The sequence below is a fragment of the Coxiella-like endosymbiont of Rhipicephalus sanguineus genome, from assembly GCF_018687865.1.
Map to the genome: position 1 here is coordinate 1 of NZ_NIQB01000091.1, position 17140 is coordinate 17140.

The window sequence follows — 17140 nt, forward strand, 5'->3', positions numbered from 1 at the left end:
AGTAAGTAAGTAAGTAAGTAAGTAAGTAAGTAAATCAGGCATTATGGTTTCAAGATTATTGGAAGCCTGTTCCAAAATCGCCTTAGATAAAGCTATTAAGGATTCGGCAAATCTTAATAATCGTTTTCTCATTGCCAAGAGGAGACCTATCATGGAACATTCTCTTCTTGCTTGCCCCTGCATGAAGCCATTTAGCCGAAGCAGCAATTTGTTATCTAAAGTAGTGTTCCCGATTTGTATAAACATCTCTAAAGGAAGGATCAAATAAATTTTCAACTAAAGAGCATTTATTCAGTTGAAGCAGTGCAGAAAGAAGTATACTTCCTTCTAATTGAGGAATCAGTTCTTCCTCAATCATTATAATTGCATGCGCAATATCAGCCTTAGACATTCCATTAAACAGAGTATCCTAATCACTAAATTCAAATTTATAAGCAGAATTTAAAAGTAAAGATGATGCTTTCTTACTAAGCCTATCGCATATGCGTTTTTGGCTTTTTATCATCTCAAACTTCATTAACTTCTAAGGATCTCTTGTGAAAATTTAAAAGAGTATCACTTCGCAAACCCAACCTTAGCGTTTCTAGTGAAATAATTTCATTCGGTACAATATTTCTTAGATTAACATTTTCACCAAACTCTTTAAATAAACTAAGTTTGTTGTGCTTTTGGGGAGCCTCAAAAATAAAACTATTAAAGTGGAGTAGCTTGTAATATTTTTTTCTATTAGTAGTTCTTTCTGAATTTCTCCAGAGGTCCGGGAAACCTCTACTGTACCGCTTTCACGACCTTCAGTTACTATTTTGTATGCACCAGAATTAAAAGTACCTTTTATTTCTTGCAACCATTTGTAAGGGGCAACTACTATCTCAGGATCTTTACTACCAATTTCAGCGAGAAATTTGAATGACTTTAAAAATTTCTCAATAAATACCAACTTCTCTTTTAATGGGATGCTAATTGTACCATCAGAAACTTCAATACAATCTACTTCCAACCTATGTAGCCAAAAGGCATGTTGCTCTATTTGATCATGAATATACAAATATTTAAAAAGTGTTCCACCAAAATAAACCATTATTTCTGCTTCTCTAAGCAAACAAATTTTTTCTTTTTGTCAAGGACATGGGTTATGCCATTCGCTCTCGGTTTTGATTCTCTGGCTGGTAAATTTAATGTAATCATCATACTCTCCAGTAGTAAATTCAATGTATAGGTACATCACTGAAGTTATCCTAAAATACCGCTGAAAACAAATGTAGCGCACCAAATACGAAAATATACATTGAGATAACCAACTGTTTTACAGATGTTCCTTAATTTGAGGATGAAAATTCGCTTCTCTCTGATCAAAACGAATATTTAATTTACCTACCCTTTTCAAAAAAATGGTGACATGTTATATTATGCAGAATTGGATACCAAGATAACAGAAAGATTATGATAAAAATCAATACGATACAATAATCAGGATGATACAAAGTGGTTATCAAATTTCATATACCTTATTTTGCCCTTAATACGTAAAAGCGCATTGCAGAGGGGTTAGATCCTAAAAGCATCGAATCTGCTCATTTTACTAATCCCGTTGAATCTAAACTTGACTAAGTTAACAGCCACTAAAAAGTTTTACTCACTCATTCATGCACCAGCACATTAGAAATGGCAGCGTTATTGACAGATATCTAACCCAGTAACGAATTGATTATGCCATCCTTTCTATTCGTTTCAACAGCGACCGTATTTGTATTGCGAGTCGCAAAGCCTGTTTTTATTGATATGCGACCCGATACACTGAACATAGACAAAACTAAAATTGAACAAGCGATTACAAAACACACCAAGGCGATTGTGCCTATTCATTATGCTGAGATTGCTTGCGATATGAATACCATCCTCTCGATTGCAAAAAGACATGGTCTATTTGTTATTGAGGATGCCGCACAATGGCTAATGGTAGATTATCAAGGGAAAGCACTAGGCTCAATTAGAAATATGGAAGCAAATTAGCTTCCACCATACGAAAAATATTACCTCCGGCCTTGAGGGCGCTCTGTTTATTAATGACGAGCACCTGATTGAACGAGCAAAAATTATCTATCAAAAGGGAAGGAATCGTGAAGCCTTTCTTGAGGGGAAAGTAGATAAATATAAGATGAAAATCAATCCAAGACTCATTATTAAATGCATAGGAATTATTCGCATAGGAATTATTTAGATTAATTTCCTCTTTTTTCTCTGAACTAAAAAAATTCACTGAAAAATAGAATAATTCATTAAGATCTTATTTTTATAAGAAAAATCGCTACGATATGTGTAATTGCTTTGGATAAAAGTGGTTATAATACATACCGTCAATAGAGCTATAAAGATAATAAATTTATTAAATTTCTAAGAATCTACACCTTCTCGTAAGAGATAGGCACAAAGCATTAAATAAATAGGGCTCATGAGAAAAAAATTCCATAATGGACTCGATTGTGCACCAATACCTAATAAAGCCATCGCCCCTAGTGTAAGAATAAAATTAAAGTAAAAGTGCCGATTGTAAAGTCCCCAGGAAAATAATAAAACTAAGACTACATAGCTAAATAAAATTGAGGTTAGCGCATAGTTATAAAACGTCAGAATAACAGGTCGATGAAGAAAGTGGTGAGCGTTTTCTCCTATTATTACTATTATTACTATTAATGCAATAAAAAATACAATCCCTTTACTTAGGACATTGCTATTTTTTTCATTGATTTTTAGGATAAATATAAATTAATAATAAAATCTATGATAAAAGTAAAAAGTAGAATCTTTACATGCCCAAGAAAGGAAAGAGAAACTCACTCCCATGTTTTATAGATCCTCGTAATAAATTCACCTTATGAAATTTGTAAGTTAAGAAATGAGTATTACTCTCAAAGAGATAGAAAAGTAAAGAAAAACTAATCAAAAGCACACCATGAAAAAACCAAAGAATGGCTTTCTGAGAACTTATCTTCTCTTAAGACTAGAAAAAATAAAGCAATAACTAGAATCAATGGTACAAGAGAAATGTTCGATAGTATCGCTAAAGAATAAAGCATTGCACCCAATGAGAGCCAACTGTATCTTGCATAAGAATGATGTAATTTAGATGAAACATGCAGACAGCAATAAGCAAGCATCAACATGTAAATGGGAACGATTTGATAGTTAAAAATAAAAGTAGTCTGAGTATTGAGTAAAAAGGTGAGAGAAAGCGGCAACGTAAATGAAGGTGTCAATTTATTGCGCAAACAAAAGAAAAAACTAATACCGATAATACACAGGCCATGATAGCTTTAAGTTCTTTAAAAATAGATAATTTTTAACCCAAAGCTTTATCTAAAAGGAATTATAAAGATCTGAAAACCACGCCCTGAAATCAATCAACGTGCGAGCTAGGCCAAAGAGTAAAGATAAAAACCATGATATGTATAATCGAAGCCTTTATATGGAAAAGTATTTAAGATAAAAAATAAACGAGGTAGGTAAGAAAAATAGCCCAGCTTAAAATATAGTGCTGTCGTATTACGAGTTAAGCCATCGATTTTTAATAGGTCTGTAGTCGTATTCCCATCAACCACATTAGCTTCCATTTGAGTTCATGGTAAAGCCTAATTATTGGAAAGAAACTGTGTTTTAGCTGAAATTTATCCTACAGTGAGGGATTGAAAAGTGGATCCCATTTTAATGCACCTAACGTTGATTGTGAACGTTGAAACCTTGCCTTTAAACGACAATGCTGACACAATACGCTCCTATATAGCTAGGTACGGAGGCAAACAAAATCCTTCAGAAAATAAAATGAATTTTAGTTTAAGCAAACAGGTTTTTTAGTAACCACTTTTAGATTAAAAATTTTAGGAATTATTTCCATACGTTACTATATTAGCATTAAGGAGAAATCAAAGAGACAATGCTAAAAAAGCTTTTCAATACATTAGAGGATTTCCTATCCTTAACAACCCACACCAAAATCTGGCTTCACTTAGGGTGGATGGACATTCGTCAACGTTATATGGGATCAGTATTGGGTCCCTTATGGATCACTTTAAATCTGTCAATTTTTCTAGTAGCCTTAGGGATCGTATACTCCAGATTATTTCATCAATCACTACAAGAATACATCCCTTTCCTAACATGCGGGTTATTAGCATGGACTTTCATATCCTCGATCATGATCGATAGCTGTGATATGTTTATCATGGCAAAACCTTACCTCTATCAAATTAAATTACCTTTTACTCTATTCGTATATCAAATACTCTGGCGTAATATTATTATTTTTCTTCATAATTTAGTTGTTTATCTGATGGTAATCTTCATCTTCAAAATAAAAATAACTAAATATGCTCTTTTATTTTTCCCTGGTTTTTTAATCGTTGCCTCTAATCTTATATTTATTAGCTTATTTATTGGTATAATTAGTACACGATATAGAGATATGCCTCCCCTCATCACGAGCCTGATTCAAGTATTATTTTTTATCTCTCCCATAACCTGGATGCCACATCTGATTAAAAATACTTCAAAAATAATCATATTCAATCCTGTGACCTATCTTATTGACTTAATCAGGGCTCCCCTGCTTGGAAGTGCACCACAAACCAATTCTTGGTATTTCGGATTGTCCTTTTTTTTAATAGGGTTTATTTTAGTTTCACTAATTTTCAACACTCAAAGGCACAAAGTACCTTTTTGGTTATGAGTTATGATTTAAAAAATTAATAAAATGTCATCCATACACATAGAAAATCTTCACCTTGAATACCCTTTGTACAGGGTAAATCAACGTTCTCTTAAAAAGAGTATCTTAAACGCTGCTACAGGAGGAAAATTAAAACTAATAAATAGCAGTTCCGTAGCTGTAAAAGCCCTAAACAATATTTCTTTTTCTTTAAAACACGGTGACCGTTTGGGGTTAATAGGTCATAATGGTTCTGGTAAAAGCACTTTACTCAGAGTTTTAGCTGGAGTATTTGCTCCAAAATTTGGGAGAGTAGAAATCGATGGTAAAGTCGCGTCCTTACTTGATATAAATATTGGAATGCAACCTGAATTGAATGGTTATGAAAATATAAAAATTCGTGGAATGTTATTAGGTCTTTCTAAAAAAGAAATAAAGTCTTTAATTCCAGATATTGAAGAGTTTACTGAGATGGGTGAGTATCTCGCCATGCCAATTAAAAAATATTCTACTGGTATGGCTGTTAGATTAGCATTTGCCCTTTCTACCATAGTGGATCCCGATATTCTTTTAATTGATGAAATTTTTGGCGCTGGTGATACCGCCTTTCAATCCAAAGCAAAAAAACGGATGGATAGTTTTGTCGAAAAATCAAATATCGTGGTTATGGCCTCGCATTCAAATGAAATTATAAAAACATATTGTAACAAGGTATTGTGGTTAGAACATGGAAATATGCTTAGTTTTGGAGGAGTCAAAATAATGGAAGACTCTATAATAAGTACTTCTAAATTAGGTACAGTATGCTCATAAGATTGTGAAGAAAAAGATATGAATGGAACCAAGCATTCGCTTCTGTTACTTTGTTATCTCGATCCACAAGGGATTGCTACAATTCCTGAAAATATAAACTTAAAAAGGTTTTCTAAATTTAATATTCATGTATTAAATTTTTTAAATATCAAGGACCTTATTACAAAATTCCTGCAGAAATAGATATTACCCATTATAAAGGAATAGTCATTCATAATACAATATCCTATAATCTAGAAAATCTTCGCTACCTTGATAGCAATCTCAACATTCATTTTCGAGATTATCAGGGCTTAAAAATTTTATTTAAGCAAGACGAACAATTTAATACACGTCAAGTAGCAAAATATATTGGGCATAATAAATTCGATTTAATATTCACCTGCCTAAAAGAATCGGAAAGGCACAAAGTCTATCCTGAAGAAATAGTAGGTAATATTAAGTTTTATCAAATGTTAACAGGTTACGTCACCCCAAAAATGCGTCAATTGAGTTACCCTCTAGAGGGTCGCAAAATTGACATCGGCTATCGCGGATCAATTCAACCCTTGATTTTGGCCAATTAGCTTACGAGAAGCGTAAAATTGGTTACGATGTACGAGTTCTCGCTAAACAAAAAGGATTAGTCGTCGATATATCCAGTCGATGGGAAGACCGCAAAAAGGGAGATGAGTGGTATAATTTTTTAGGAAATTGTAAAGCTGTATTAGGCGTTGAGTCTGGAGCAAATATTTTTGATTTGGATGGTTCTTTAGAAAAGCAATTTTTAGAACTCAAATCTACTTATCAGTTGGAAAATGAAAACGATCCAGAAGTTGCCGAACGCATTCTTGAATTACTTGAATCAATTGGTGAGAAAATAGATTACAACCAGATATCACCCAGACACTTTGAAGCTGTTGCCACAAAAACTCTCCAAATCTTATATGAAGGAGAGTACTCAAATATTCTAAAGCCTTGGGTCCATTATGTACCTCTAAAAAAAGATTATTCTAACTTTGATGAAGTTTGTAATTTTTTTCTTCCGATGAAAACAGAACAGCTATCGTAGAGCAAGCCTATCAAGATATTATTGTAAAACACGATTATTGGATAGAAAATTTCGCTAAACACTTTGATACAGCAATAGATAAAATATCAGAAAACAAAAAGCTAAAATATACTATAAATATTAGATCAACAAAGCGTTCTAAGCATTTCTTGTTTCTGGATGCTGATGCTTTTTCAATCAAGAGCCATTTCTGCAAAATAAAGAAAAAGCTTGCTAATTTGGGAGCTATACATCTTCTTGCTATCAATAATCTCAGTAATGACATAGATACTAAACAGATGCAGGATGGAACTCTTCAAGTTACTGCACCCCACAACTATGATACACAAACTTGGTTAGAAATAAATGAAAAAGGATATTGTCCAGCGCAGCTGGAACTCGCCAGGCTTACTCTAATCGCGAATACGGAAGAAAATTTAACATCTCATTTTTTAAAAACTATTGATGAGTTAAACGATTTCCATCTATTTGTCAATCATTTTGTATCTATCAATTCTACTTTATTCTCCTTAGGTTGCCGTTTTCAGAATATATCAGCAATTATTGCTTGTGATTTTGATACTCTCCCTGCTGGAATAATGCTAAAAAATCTACTTAAAATACCTTTAATTTATGATATTTATAGACTATCTAATCCCTTAACGGATTTCCAATATCCAAACAATTTTTGGAATAATATGGAAAAACGCTTACTTCCTTCTGCAGATTTAATCATCAAAGACAATAAGATTTCTTTACTAGAACTCATGAAACTGGGAAAAGTTTATAATAGATGTGCTGCGTCATTTCATTATAAAGAATATCGCCATTCATCTTTTAAACTTTCGCTTAAAAAGCTTAAAGACTCAATAATTATAAAGAAGGAATCTAAATTTATTAATTATGCCAAACTAATCTGGCATAAACTTCCCTTATCAATACGTACAAAATTTGGTCCCTTAATAGTATCTCAAATAAATCGAATATTAAAAATTGAATTTGGAAATGAAAATCGCTAAACTTTTATAGCGATCGATCCCCTCCATATTCATCACGATATTTCACATATCTTTTTTCATCAAAAGTCAATGACAAAAGAAAATTACGATGCTCACTTGGTAGAGATAAATTCATTATCTTATTGCATCAAAGCGTTTTTATAATAAAGACATCTCAAATATTGAGATTGCAGCGCCAAGATAACTACACTTTAATCCAATTGTTTTATTTAAAGCAATGAATTCTTCAGGAAAATAATAAACTGAGCGAGGACAATCTACTACCATCTGTTGTCTCACTAAATGCTTCAATTAAATCCATATTAGTATATTGACCTTCAACAATCCTCTTAACGAAGATGTACCCATAAGCTGTTATAATTATAAACCATTACGCGTATGGATCCGCCCAGTTTTAAAATTCTTTTAAATTCATTTAGAACTTTTTCTGGATTTTGTATACGGTGGAATAACACCGGAACTATGGATATGATCAATTGAATCGCCCTCAAATAGTAACTTTGAAGAGTTCTCATCTAATCGGACTAATTCCGTTTCTATTTTATGTATTTCTAACCGACACCTTGCTTCTTCAAGAGAAGAGGATGAAACATCAGCACCTATTAGCTTTTTAGGTTTGAAATAATGGCCAAAACCAATTAAATGGTGATGAGTCCTGTAACTAAAGTCTAAAATGACTTTATTGTCATAGCCTTTTACAGGCATCAATTTTAATCAATTCTATATAATTCTAATATTGATCATTACGCCAATGGAAATAGATCAATGATTCCTCTATCGAATTAAACAGCCTATGCAAATTTACATTGTGCTCAGTCTAATATTTGGTATTAGAATGTTCCATCTTCTTTCTAAAACTTAGGACTTTTTCTATGTATTTTTTTGCTTGGGATAACATCTAATAACTCCTTTGTAATTTAAATAGCTAAAGAAAAGCTTCCATTGTTCACTCTATCTAGTTTCTAGACGACAAGCAAGCTTCAAATATGGGAGCCTTCTCATTACGAATCGATTCCACGATAAAACTTGCCTTAAAAAGATAATACTGACACAATATACCATTAAAATACTAAAATAATCCCCTAAAGAAAAAGAAAGTAATTAAAAACTGAGCAATATCTGTTACAATTAAAATGAAATTGCAAAATGGTGGCTATTTATAAATTCTTTAAAGGATTTTCTATGTTAAATATTAAGGTAAATTTATTTTAAGGTAAATTTATTTCGATTTCGAAAGCGAAAATTTTTGTTATTCTTAAAAATTGTTTTAATGAGCAGCGCTCTGTTAATAACAATTAAATCCGTTGAATTGCCAGAAAAAACACCATTTCTATCCAAAGCAATATTGAAACATAATTCAGAAAAACCCAAATACTATATACACCTAACTATAAGAAATATGAAACTATCTTTACTACAGCGTTAGGAAAACCATTTTCTCAGTTAAATGATATGGGTCGCAAAATAGTTTTTGTAACTCTCGTGGCTTATAAATTAAAGCCTTATGGCGTCTGCTCACCCCCACCTTCTTCCCATTCTCTCCAGACAGAATTAGCATGCTCATCTTTAGTTTGCTCAGATTATATCAGGATAATCTACGAATTATATCGATTGTTGCATCCGATTGCTCCAATAAAAATAATATTTGTCGGTTGAAACGGCGGAATCATTGAAAATCATGTGCAAATTTTTACGAAATATACAGGAATCCCTTTACTTCTTGATCCTACTATCGGCCTAATAGCAAAAGCTACTTTTAATCAAGTTGCCTCAGGGCATAAAATTCATCCACTGAAATGATAAATTTCTATTCAAGAAATGATATCGACACGTTTTTTCATACCGTCATTGGAAATCTAAACACTGGCAGATATAAATCATCAGATCTTCTCTATTACTTTCAAAATTATCAATCTTTTCTTAATTCTACTGATAATAGAAACTATTGGGCAACCCCACAAACAACTTCTCTAAATATCCAATCTAAGGAATTGGATCAATACGGTCCTTACGCTTATTACATATCCCCTTTGAATTATGGGTCCCAAACAATGCTGAAACAACCTCCCACAGAAGGGTGGAAGTCTGAATATTCTACACTCAATCGCTGGTTTAAAGCTAAAAGCGTGATATCAATAAAAAATTTAATCACTCTTTTTTAATAAAAACTAGCAGTACGGTAATGGGTTATCAACTTATATCACCGACTTTTCAATTAAGCCCAGGAACTTACTTTCTTATTTTAAATGGTCTCGTTTTAAATGGAGGAATTTGCATATAGGTACCGCTCAAATGCAATGTGACAAAGTACTTAAAAACTAAACCCCTAGATGTAACGAACAGAAATTTATATCATTGTACAGTTACATAGATAAGCAATTTTTTAAAAAATCCAAAATTATATTTATCCCTATAGAATTGTCCCATGCCTTAGATATTCGCTTAATATTGTTAAATTTAACTTTAAAACCTCAATCTTCTCTATGGAAAATAAAATACATCACTCTAAAAAAATCAAATAGACTCGTGCAACCCAAATTAAATGGTTAAATTTTGTTCGTCAGAAAAAAAGAATTTATCTCAATTTAAGAGAAATATGTTTCTTTTCTAAGTTATTTTTAAAAAAGTTCTAGATAATAGAAAAAACATACATTATACTTTGAAAAAGCTTCAAATTTAGACAAACATAAATTATGTGCGGTATCGTAGGGATCATATCTCTTAATAACGTCTCACTTAATTCGGATCTCTTAATCGAGAAAATGAAGAATGCTTTGCTCCATAGAGGACCAGATGGTGAAGGAACTTGGTATTCATCCGACCGTCGTGTGTTTTTAGGTCATAGACGACTTTCAATCATCGATTTGACGAATCATGCTGCACAACCTATGCTCAGTTATGATGGTCGTTATGTATTGACTTATAACGGTGAGATTTATAACTATATAGAACTTCGTAAAAAATGTGAAAAAAGAAAAAGTATTTTTAATTCTAATTCCGACACTGAAGTTATTCTCGAATGCTTTCGTCATTGGGGACACAATGCTTTTTCTTTATTTATTGGAATGTGGTCCTTAGCACTATATGATTTGATCGAAAAAAAATTATTTTATCGAGAGATCGATTTGCTATAAAGCCACTTTATTACGGAATTATTCAAGATCATTTATTTTTTGCCTCCGAACCCAAAGCTTTAAGAGCCGCTCATTCAAGATTTAATGAAATTGATGATGTATCCGTCCAACTTTTTATTGAAAATGCCTTTTTAGAAAGAAAAGATTGGACGTTTTTTAAATACATTAAACGATTTCCCCATGCACATTACAGTATTATCAATCTAAACAAACCGCTTCGAAAATTAAATTTTATTCGCTATTGGGCTCCTTCTAAAACGATCAAAAAAATCTCCTTAGGCGATGCAGCATTAAATTTGCGTCATCTTATTATTCAAAGTATTAAACTTCATATGCGAAGTGACGTTCAGATAGGTTCTTGTCTGAGTGGCGGTATCGATTCTTCAACAATTGTCTCTGTTGTTAGCAGATTGCAAAAAGGAAAACCCCTTCAAACTTTTACTATCTATTATCCGAATCATACCCACCTTAATGAGTCTCATTGGGCAAAAAGAGTTGTTGAATTATCTGGAGCTATAGCAATATATGTCGAGCCCACCTATGAATCTTTTCAAAATGAATTATCTAAGTTAATTTCTATTCAAGATGAGCCTTTTGGAAGTATCAGCATTTTTGCTCAATATACGATTTTTAAACAAATTTCCACTTCCCAAATAAAAGTAATTTTGGATGGTCAAGGACCAGATGAAATGCTTGCAGGTTATTTAGGCTATCTACCTATTTATCTAAATTCTTTACTGAATAAAGGAAATTATATTCTTTACCGCCAAGAATTGCGAGCAGCAAAAAAGAGAATGAATATCTCTCTTGAGAAAAAATCATTCTCTAATTTTGTTAAATATTATCTAAAGACTAAATGCAATAATTTATTAAACCGAAATTTATCTATAAATTCTAAAAGCGAATTTTTTGATGAGTATGAATGCAGATTATTTCAACTTAATCAGCCCCAAGGGGATTTTGAGGAACAACTCAAAGATTTGGTTTGTGATTCAAACTTACCACAACTGCTCCGCTATGAAGATAGGAATTCCATGGCATTTTCTATAGAATCTCGCGTTCCTTTTATTTCTAAAGACATCGTTGAATTTTGTTTATCCCTTCCTGTATCGCTTAGAATAAATAAAGGCTACACTAAAGCTGTTTTACGCGAAGCTATAAAAGGCATAGTCCCAGAGGATGTTAGACTGCGAGTAGATAAATTAGGTTTTCCTGCTCCGGAAGTCGATTGGCTAAAGAAAACATTCCAAATAAATATATCATCCCCAGGCAGTCGAGAATGGAGAGAAATTATTACTTCAAAATGGAAACAATATATCTTGAATGTGATATAGACTAATCAGAGAAAGGAATAGAATGACAATTAATCAAGCCTTAGAGGCACTGAAAAGTAAAATAGACAGCATCATTATGTTCACCTGGTCTAATTGGCATACGGAAATGCGAAGTAATCGCTATCATTATTCAAAGCGCTTATCGACCATAGCCCCTGTAATCTTTATTCAAGCTGATCTTGATAAACCGGCTTATAAGTTTGAAAAAACTGAACTATCTAATGTCACCTTATTGCATATATATAACGAATATGGTTCGATCCAAAATCAATTACTTACCCAAGCATTAAAAGAAAAAAACATAAATTGGCCTCTCGCCTGGATTTATAATTGCAATTTTTGGGAATTTATCCATTCAACTTATTTTCCTTTTGTAGTCTATCACGCTACTGAAGCTTTTTATTCCGCTGATGGTCCCGTAACTTTTCAGAAGGAAACATCCTTATATAATCTGGACCAACTAGCATTAAAAGCAACCGATTTATTAATCTGTGTATCACAAGGTATTCAAGAAAGCTACCATACTAACGGTAACTATATAGGTTCCTCTATTGTTATAAACAATGGTTGTGATTATCAATTTTATTCCTTATCTGCCCGAAAAATATTCCAATACAAGAAAACATAGCTTTCTATCAAGGTAATATTTTTAACAAACTTGATTACGATTTACTCAATCAACTCGTAAAGAGAATGAAGGATTGGAAATTTGTATTTTGTGGAAAAGTCGTTTTTGAAAATGATCAAGGTTGGGAAAATCTCATAGCTCATGAAAATGTAAAATACTTAGGATTAATGCAGCTCGAACAACTTAGAGAAATAGCTTATCGATCAACAGTGGGGATTATTCCATTCGTGCAAAAAAACTTTATCAAAGTATCTTTCCCTCTGAAAACATACGAATATTTAGCTAGTGGTTTACCAGTGGTAAGCACACCGATTGATAATTTAATAAAAGAAGATAAAGAAAAAGTTATCCATTTTGCATCCAATGTAGACGACTTTGAGAAGGCAATTCGTCAAGCTAGTAAAGAGCGTTTTGACAAGGACCTACTTGAAAAACGACTTTCAACTGCAAAAAGAACATCCTATGATAAACGATTTAAGCTGTGTGTTAATGCAATCGTACAGGGCCTGGAAGAGATAAAAATCAATCCTAAAACGATTGAAGACAAAAAATTAAATATATTAATTTTCTATTACCCCAATCTAAAGGGCCTTGAAAACATAAAAAATTATACTAAATTTATAAAACACAATGTTTATTTTCTTTCGAGTCAATTTATAGCTCAATCTATTATTCAAGAACCAGAGAGCCTTAATTTCTTTGATGGATTAGTTATTGATTTTTCAGCAATTCTTTCTAATCACTCCCTGACTATTTTCATGGAATATGCAAAGTCGCTTCAAAATTATCGCGGCTTCAAAATTCTTTGCCTCCGTGAGCAAACATCACATTTTCAACCAAATTTAGAAGAGCTTATTAGACCCCATGTGAATATTCTCTCTACCAAGAAAAATAAATCAATAACATTCATTAAAAAATCCCCAATTGGGGAAATAAATCTTGGCACTTATAATAACCTAACAAATTATTTCCTTGCGCTTTCAACTATGTTCAACACAAATGTTCCTGCGAGAAGAATCTCTAAACCAGAAATAATTTATGCTCATATTACAGATCTCTATCCCAGAACAAACAAAAAATTTTTAGAAAAAAAATATATATCCCAGGAATCATTAAAGAAATCTCTCTACTCAGCTATCCAATCGATAAACAAAACAATGGAAAAATAAAAATTTTAAAATTAATAATAAAAAGACAAATTTTAAAAATGATCCAATATCAATTTGTTTCTAAGTTATTAAGGGTAATTAAGCGAATTTTTCCCGATCGTTATAATAATCTAAAAAAAATCATAAAAACGCGGTTCGTTTTGGATTAAAAGGTGTATTTTTTAAAAAATAATCAAGTAAGTTTTAAAGAGATAATCAATATTATCAGAGTAATACATTATTCATCCGCCCATAAATATCCTCAAACCGCACAATATCGTCTTCTCCTAAATAATCGCCACTTTGCACCTCAATCATTAATAAGGGTTGGTCACTGAGATTGCTGAATCGATGTTTGGTTTCTTTTTCGATATAAGTAGATTGATTAGGAAATAAACGAAAGTGATCTTCACCATTAACAACTTCGCTTCGCCGCTGACCACAACCCAATGCTCGGAACGACAATGATGTAACTGTAAGGAAAGTGCTGCGTGAGGATTAACCACTAAATATTTTACCTGATATCCCACGCCCGAAGCTAATTTTTCGTAATACCCCCACGGACGATAAATTCGCCTATGCTCAGTAGCAACAGAATCTTGTTGCAACTTCATCTGTTCTACAGCAGCTTTTACTTCTTGGGCATGATCTTTATCAATCACCAAAATAGCATCGGGAGTACTTACAATCACTTGATCCTTCACACCAATGACAACTACTCGCCTGCCTTCAGAACTAACTAAACAATTCTGGCATTTACTTATCAGCACATTGCCATATTGGACATTACCCTCAGCATCAGGCTTTCCTGTTTCCCCCACCGATGACCAACAGCCAAGATCATTCCATTGAGTGCAAAGCGGCAACATAACTGCCTTATTGGTTTTCTCCATAAGCTCATAATCAATAGAGCCTTCTCGACAGGAATTAAAATTTTTACTCACTCGAAAAAATTCAGATTGTTTCTTTGCAACTCGAAAAGCCTTTTGAGTTTCAATAAAAATATCATTGGCTAAATTTTCTAATTCAGTTAAGTACGTCTGAGCTTTAAATAAAAACATGCCGCTATTCCAATAAAATCCTCCTTGGGAAATGAAATTTTTTGTTTTTTGAAATGAGGGCTTTTCGATAAAGCGACTCACTCGAAATCCAGTTGCGAACGGGTCTCCTTTTTCGATATATCCATAACCGGTTTTAGGCGAATGGGGTTCAATACCAAATATAACAAGATGATTTTGTTTAGCTAAGTGAAGCGCTGTTTCTACTGTGCTTTTAAAAGCAACGTGATCACTTAAGTAATGATCGGAAGGTAATACGAGTAAGGTAGTATTAGGGTCTATATACTTGCAGGCATATTGAGCAGCTAAAGCAAGGGCTGGAGCTGTATTTTTTGGATAAGGCTCTAAAATGTAATGAACATTCGTAAAACCAATAGCCTCCAATTGATCCCGACATAAAAAATAATAATTTTCGTTTGTAACTACGATTAAATCCGAAATACCAGAAACATATCGGGCTCTTTCCGCCGTTTTTGCAACAAGGATAGATCATCAAATAACTTACAAAATTGTTTTGGATAGCTTTCCCGAGAGACAGGCCACAATCGGCTCCCAATACCCCCAGCTAATAAAACAGGTATGATTTGGTTTTCCAAGTGTGTGCCTCCAGCAGGAGCTTAGGACAAATAATACGATCTAGAAATGGGGTGGACGATGGGACTCGAACCCACGACACAACCGGAATCACAATCCGGGGCTCTACCAACTGAGCTACGCCCACCATTAAGTCATTTACTTCATACCACAATTAATTATTTTTGTACCCGGAGTACTACTTCTGCCTTCAGTCCTCTGAAACGCGCCCGGCAGGATTCGAACCTGCTACCCTCGGCTTAGAAGGCCGATGCTCTATCCGAGTGAGCTACGGACGCATACCGTTAGTTATAATCATGTAACTACACTCGAGGGTCAAGTTTAAGTTGGAAATCAAACTCAAACAAAAAAATCATCACGATCTGAATCGGGGTAGAGGGATTTGAACCCCCGACATCCTGCTCCCAAAGCAGGCGCGCTACCAGACTGCGCTATACCCCGCGGTCTTAAGAAAGAAAAACATGATACTGTCGATATTAAAATGCGTCAACAGAGATTCCTTGCTAAAAAAGACCTTATGGCAGAAAACCTTGCATAGACAATCCATCGAACACAAGACTTCTTTCCTATAAGGAATATCTGTTATTATACAGCAACTGAAAACCAAAGGGATGCCTAATGAGTGACCTCCAGCGCCTTATCAAAGAGGCTTATCACAACAAAGACGAATTCACCAGCAACACTACTACTCCGAACAAAATTCGTGAAGCTGTACATCAAACTATCGAACTGCTGGATCGGGGAGAAATTCGTATTGCTGAAAAATGTAATGAGCAATGGAGGACCAATGAATGGATTAAAATGGCTATTTTACTTTATTTTAAAATCGAGCCTATCAAAACCTTTAAAGGAGGTTACGCTTCCTTCTATGACAAAATCCCTTTAAAGAATGATCAGCAAGCGGAATTCAGCGGACAAGGAATCCGGATTGTTCCCCATGCAATTGTACGAAAAGGCGCTTATTTAGCCCGGAATACAGTACTTATGCCAAGTTATATCAATATTGGTGCCTATGTCGATTCAGGAAGCTTGATTGACACCTGGGCCACCGTGGGTTCTTGCGCGCAAATTGGAAAAAATGTTCACCTTTCTGGCGGTGCTGGCATCGGTGGCATTCTTGAACCTTTACAGGCGCATCCTACTATTATTGAAGATGACTGTTTCATTGGTGCGCGCTCTGAAATTGTAGAGGGCGTTATTATTGAAAAAGGTGCCGTTATTTCCATGGGTGTGTTCATCGGCCAAAGTACTCCTATTTATAATCGATTCACCAAACAAATTACTTACGGACGAATTCCTTCCGGTTCTGTAGTTATATCGGGGAGCCTTCCTTCTCCAGAAGGAAATTACAACCGATACAGCGCCATCATCATTAAACAGGTGGATGAAAAAACTCGAAACAAAATTTCTCTAAATGAACTTTTACGCGAAAATTAATATGAGCGACACACTAAAACTTTTAAAACAACTCATCGAACGTCCTTCTATCACTCCCCATGATGCTGGTTGCCAAGACATTTTAATTGAGCACTTAACCTCCACAGGATTTCAATACGAACGTTTACCCTTTGCAGAAGTCAGCAATCTATGGGCTTGGCACGGTAAAAGCTCACCGCTAATTATTTTTGCAGGCCACACTGATGTTGTCCCGCCCGGAGATGAAACACAATGGATGTCCCCCCC

Annotated in this window: 15 protein-coding genes, 3 tRNA genes and 3 pseudogenes; 13 read left to right on the forward strand and 8 right to left on the reverse strand. The window is 33.8% G+C overall.

Annotated elements, in window-relative coordinates:
* The 3 genes from B1F79_RS05125 to B1F79_RS05130 all read right to left on the reverse strand — a co-directional run.
* The coding region (locus tag B1F79_RS05125) for a hypothetical protein (RefSeq protein WP_251366255.1) at positions 1-264 on the reverse strand (264 nt) is incomplete at its 3' end.
* Between the two features lie 242 nt (positions 265-506).
* On the reverse strand, positions 507-686 hold the full coding sequence (locus B1F79_RS07095; protein WP_372443160.1) for a phosphosulfolactate synthase: 180 nt from the start codon (positions 684-686) through the stop codon (positions 507-509).
* Positions 617-1105: a phosphosulfolactate synthase gene (locus B1F79_RS05130; protein WP_308159742.1), complete on the reverse strand. Its 489-nt coding sequence runs from the start codon at positions 1103-1105 to the stop codon at positions 617-619. Before B1F79_RS05130 ends, B1F79_RS07095 begins: the two co-directional genes overlap by 70 nt.
* 596 nt (positions 1106-1701) lie before the next feature.
* Here B1F79_RS05130 and B1F79_RS05135 point away from each other — a divergent pair.
* The 7 genes from B1F79_RS05135 (at position 1702) to B1F79_RS05155 (ending at position 7561) form a co-directional block, all read left to right on the forward strand.
* Positions 1702-2010, forward strand: coding sequence for a DegT/DnrJ/EryC1/StrS family aminotransferase (locus tag B1F79_RS05135; protein ID WP_285896417.1), 309 nt, complete (start codon positions 1702-1704; stop codon positions 2008-2010).
* A gap of 49 nt (positions 2011-2059) precedes the next feature.
* Complete coding sequence (locus B1F79_RS07100) at positions 2060-2218, forward strand: hypothetical protein (RefSeq protein WP_372443161.1); 159 nt, start codon at positions 2060-2062, stop codon at positions 2216-2218.
* A gap of 1469 nt (positions 2219-3687) precedes the next feature.
* On the forward strand, positions 3688-3849 hold the full coding sequence (locus tag B1F79_RS05140) for a hypothetical protein (protein ID WP_251366258.1): 162 nt from the start codon (positions 3688-3690) through the stop codon (positions 3847-3849).
* A 160-nt stretch (positions 3850-4009) separates the two neighbouring features.
* Positions 4010-4720 (forward strand): ABC transporter permease, encoded by a 711-nt coding sequence (locus tag B1F79_RS07105; RefSeq protein ID WP_372443159.1) that lies wholly within the window; start codon positions 4010-4012, stop codon positions 4718-4720.
* Between the two features lie 66 nt (positions 4721-4786).
* Positions 4787-5512, forward strand: a complete 726-nt coding sequence (locus B1F79_RS05145; protein ID WP_251366259.1) for an ABC transporter ATP-binding protein — start codon at positions 4787-4789, stop codon at positions 5510-5512.
* Between the two features lie 739 nt (positions 5513-6251).
* Positions 6252-6563 carry a hypothetical protein gene (locus B1F79_RS05150; RefSeq protein ID WP_251366260.1) on the forward strand — a complete coding sequence of 104 codons (312 nt, stop codon included), beginning with the start codon at positions 6252-6254 and terminating at the stop codon, positions 6561-6563.
* Between the two features lie 149 nt (positions 6564-6712).
* Complete coding sequence (locus tag B1F79_RS05155; RefSeq protein WP_251366261.1) at positions 6713-7561, forward strand: hypothetical protein; 849 nt, start codon at positions 6713-6715, stop codon at positions 7559-7561.
* Between the two features lie 411 nt (positions 7562-7972).
* Here B1F79_RS05155 and B1F79_RS05160 read toward each other — a convergent pair whose 3' ends face one another.
* Positions 7973-8269 carry a class I SAM-dependent methyltransferase gene (locus B1F79_RS05160; RefSeq protein ID WP_251366262.1) on the reverse strand — a complete coding sequence of 99 codons (297 nt, stop codon included), beginning with the start codon at positions 8267-8269 and terminating at the stop codon, positions 7973-7975.
* Positions 8270-10254: 1985 nt separating this feature from the next.
* On the opposite strand from B1F79_RS05160, the pseudogene B1F79_RS07245 reads away from it, so the two are divergent.
* The 4 genes and pseudogenes from B1F79_RS07245 to B1F79_RS05180 all read left to right on the forward strand — a co-directional run.
* A pseudogene (locus B1F79_RS07245) lies at positions 10255-10844 on the forward strand (asparagine synthetase B family protein); the annotation flags it as partial.
* 147 nt (positions 10845-10991) lie between these two features.
* Positions 10992-12029, forward strand: coding sequence for an asparagine synthetase B family protein (locus B1F79_RS05170; RefSeq protein ID WP_251366264.1), 1038 nt, complete (start codon positions 10992-10994; stop codon positions 12027-12029).
* A gap of 22 nt (positions 12030-12051) precedes the next feature.
* Entirely contained in the window at positions 12052-12657 is a 606-nt protein-coding gene (locus B1F79_RS05175; RefSeq protein WP_251366265.1) for a hypothetical protein, read from the forward strand.
* Positions 12658-12674: 17 nt separating this feature from the next.
* Positions 12675-13826 (forward strand): glycosyltransferase, encoded by a 1152-nt coding sequence (locus B1F79_RS05180; RefSeq protein ID WP_251366268.1) that lies wholly within the window; start codon positions 12675-12677, stop codon positions 13824-13826.
* 297 nt (positions 13827-14123) lie between these two features.
* On the opposite strand, the pseudogene B1F79_RS05190 reads toward B1F79_RS05180, so the two are convergent.
* The 4 genes and pseudogenes from B1F79_RS05190 to B1F79_RS05210 form a co-directional block, all read right to left on the reverse strand.
* A pseudogene (locus B1F79_RS05190) lies at positions 14124-15459 on the reverse strand (mannose-1-phosphate guanylyltransferase/mannose-6-phosphate isomerase); the annotation flags it as partial.
* A gap of 47 nt (positions 15460-15506) precedes the next feature.
* A tRNA-His gene (locus B1F79_RS05200) sits at positions 15507-15584 on the reverse strand.
* Positions 15585-15661: 77 nt separating this feature from the next.
* Positions 15662-15735, reverse strand: a tRNA-Arg gene (locus tag B1F79_RS05205).
* An 89-nt stretch (positions 15736-15824) separates the two neighbouring features.
* A tRNA-Pro gene (locus B1F79_RS05210) sits at positions 15825-15898 on the reverse strand.
* Between the two features lie 177 nt (positions 15899-16075).
* Between B1F79_RS05210 and dapD the strand changes: the two genes are divergently transcribed.
* Together dapD and B1F79_RS05220 are read left to right on the forward strand one after the other, a co-directional pair.
* The gene (gene dapD, locus B1F79_RS05215) at positions 16076-16894 is read left to right on the forward strand and encodes a 2,3,4,5-tetrahydropyridine-2,6-dicarboxylate N-succinyltransferase (RefSeq protein ID WP_251366267.1); all 819 of its coding nucleotides are present in this window, start codon (positions 16076-16078) and stop codon (positions 16892-16894) included.
* Between the two features lies 1 nt (position 16895).
* Positions 16896-17140, forward strand: a pseudogene (locus B1F79_RS05220) (succinyl-diaminopimelate desuccinylase); the annotation flags it as partial.

What these genes read in the sequence shown, in the direction of transcription:
- B1F79_RS05175 (WP_251366265.1), top strand. Translation starts at nt 12,052, where the DNA reads ATGACAATTAATCAAGCCTTAGAGGCACTGAAAAGTAAAATAGACAGC.
- B1F79_RS07105 (WP_372443159.1), top strand. Translation starts at nt 4,010, where the DNA reads ATGGACATTCGTCAACGTTATATGGGATCAGTATTGGGTCCCTTATGG.
- dapD (WP_251366267.1), top strand. Translation starts at nt 16,076, where the DNA reads ATGAGTGACCTCCAGCGCCTTATCAAAGAGGCTTATCACAACAAAGAC.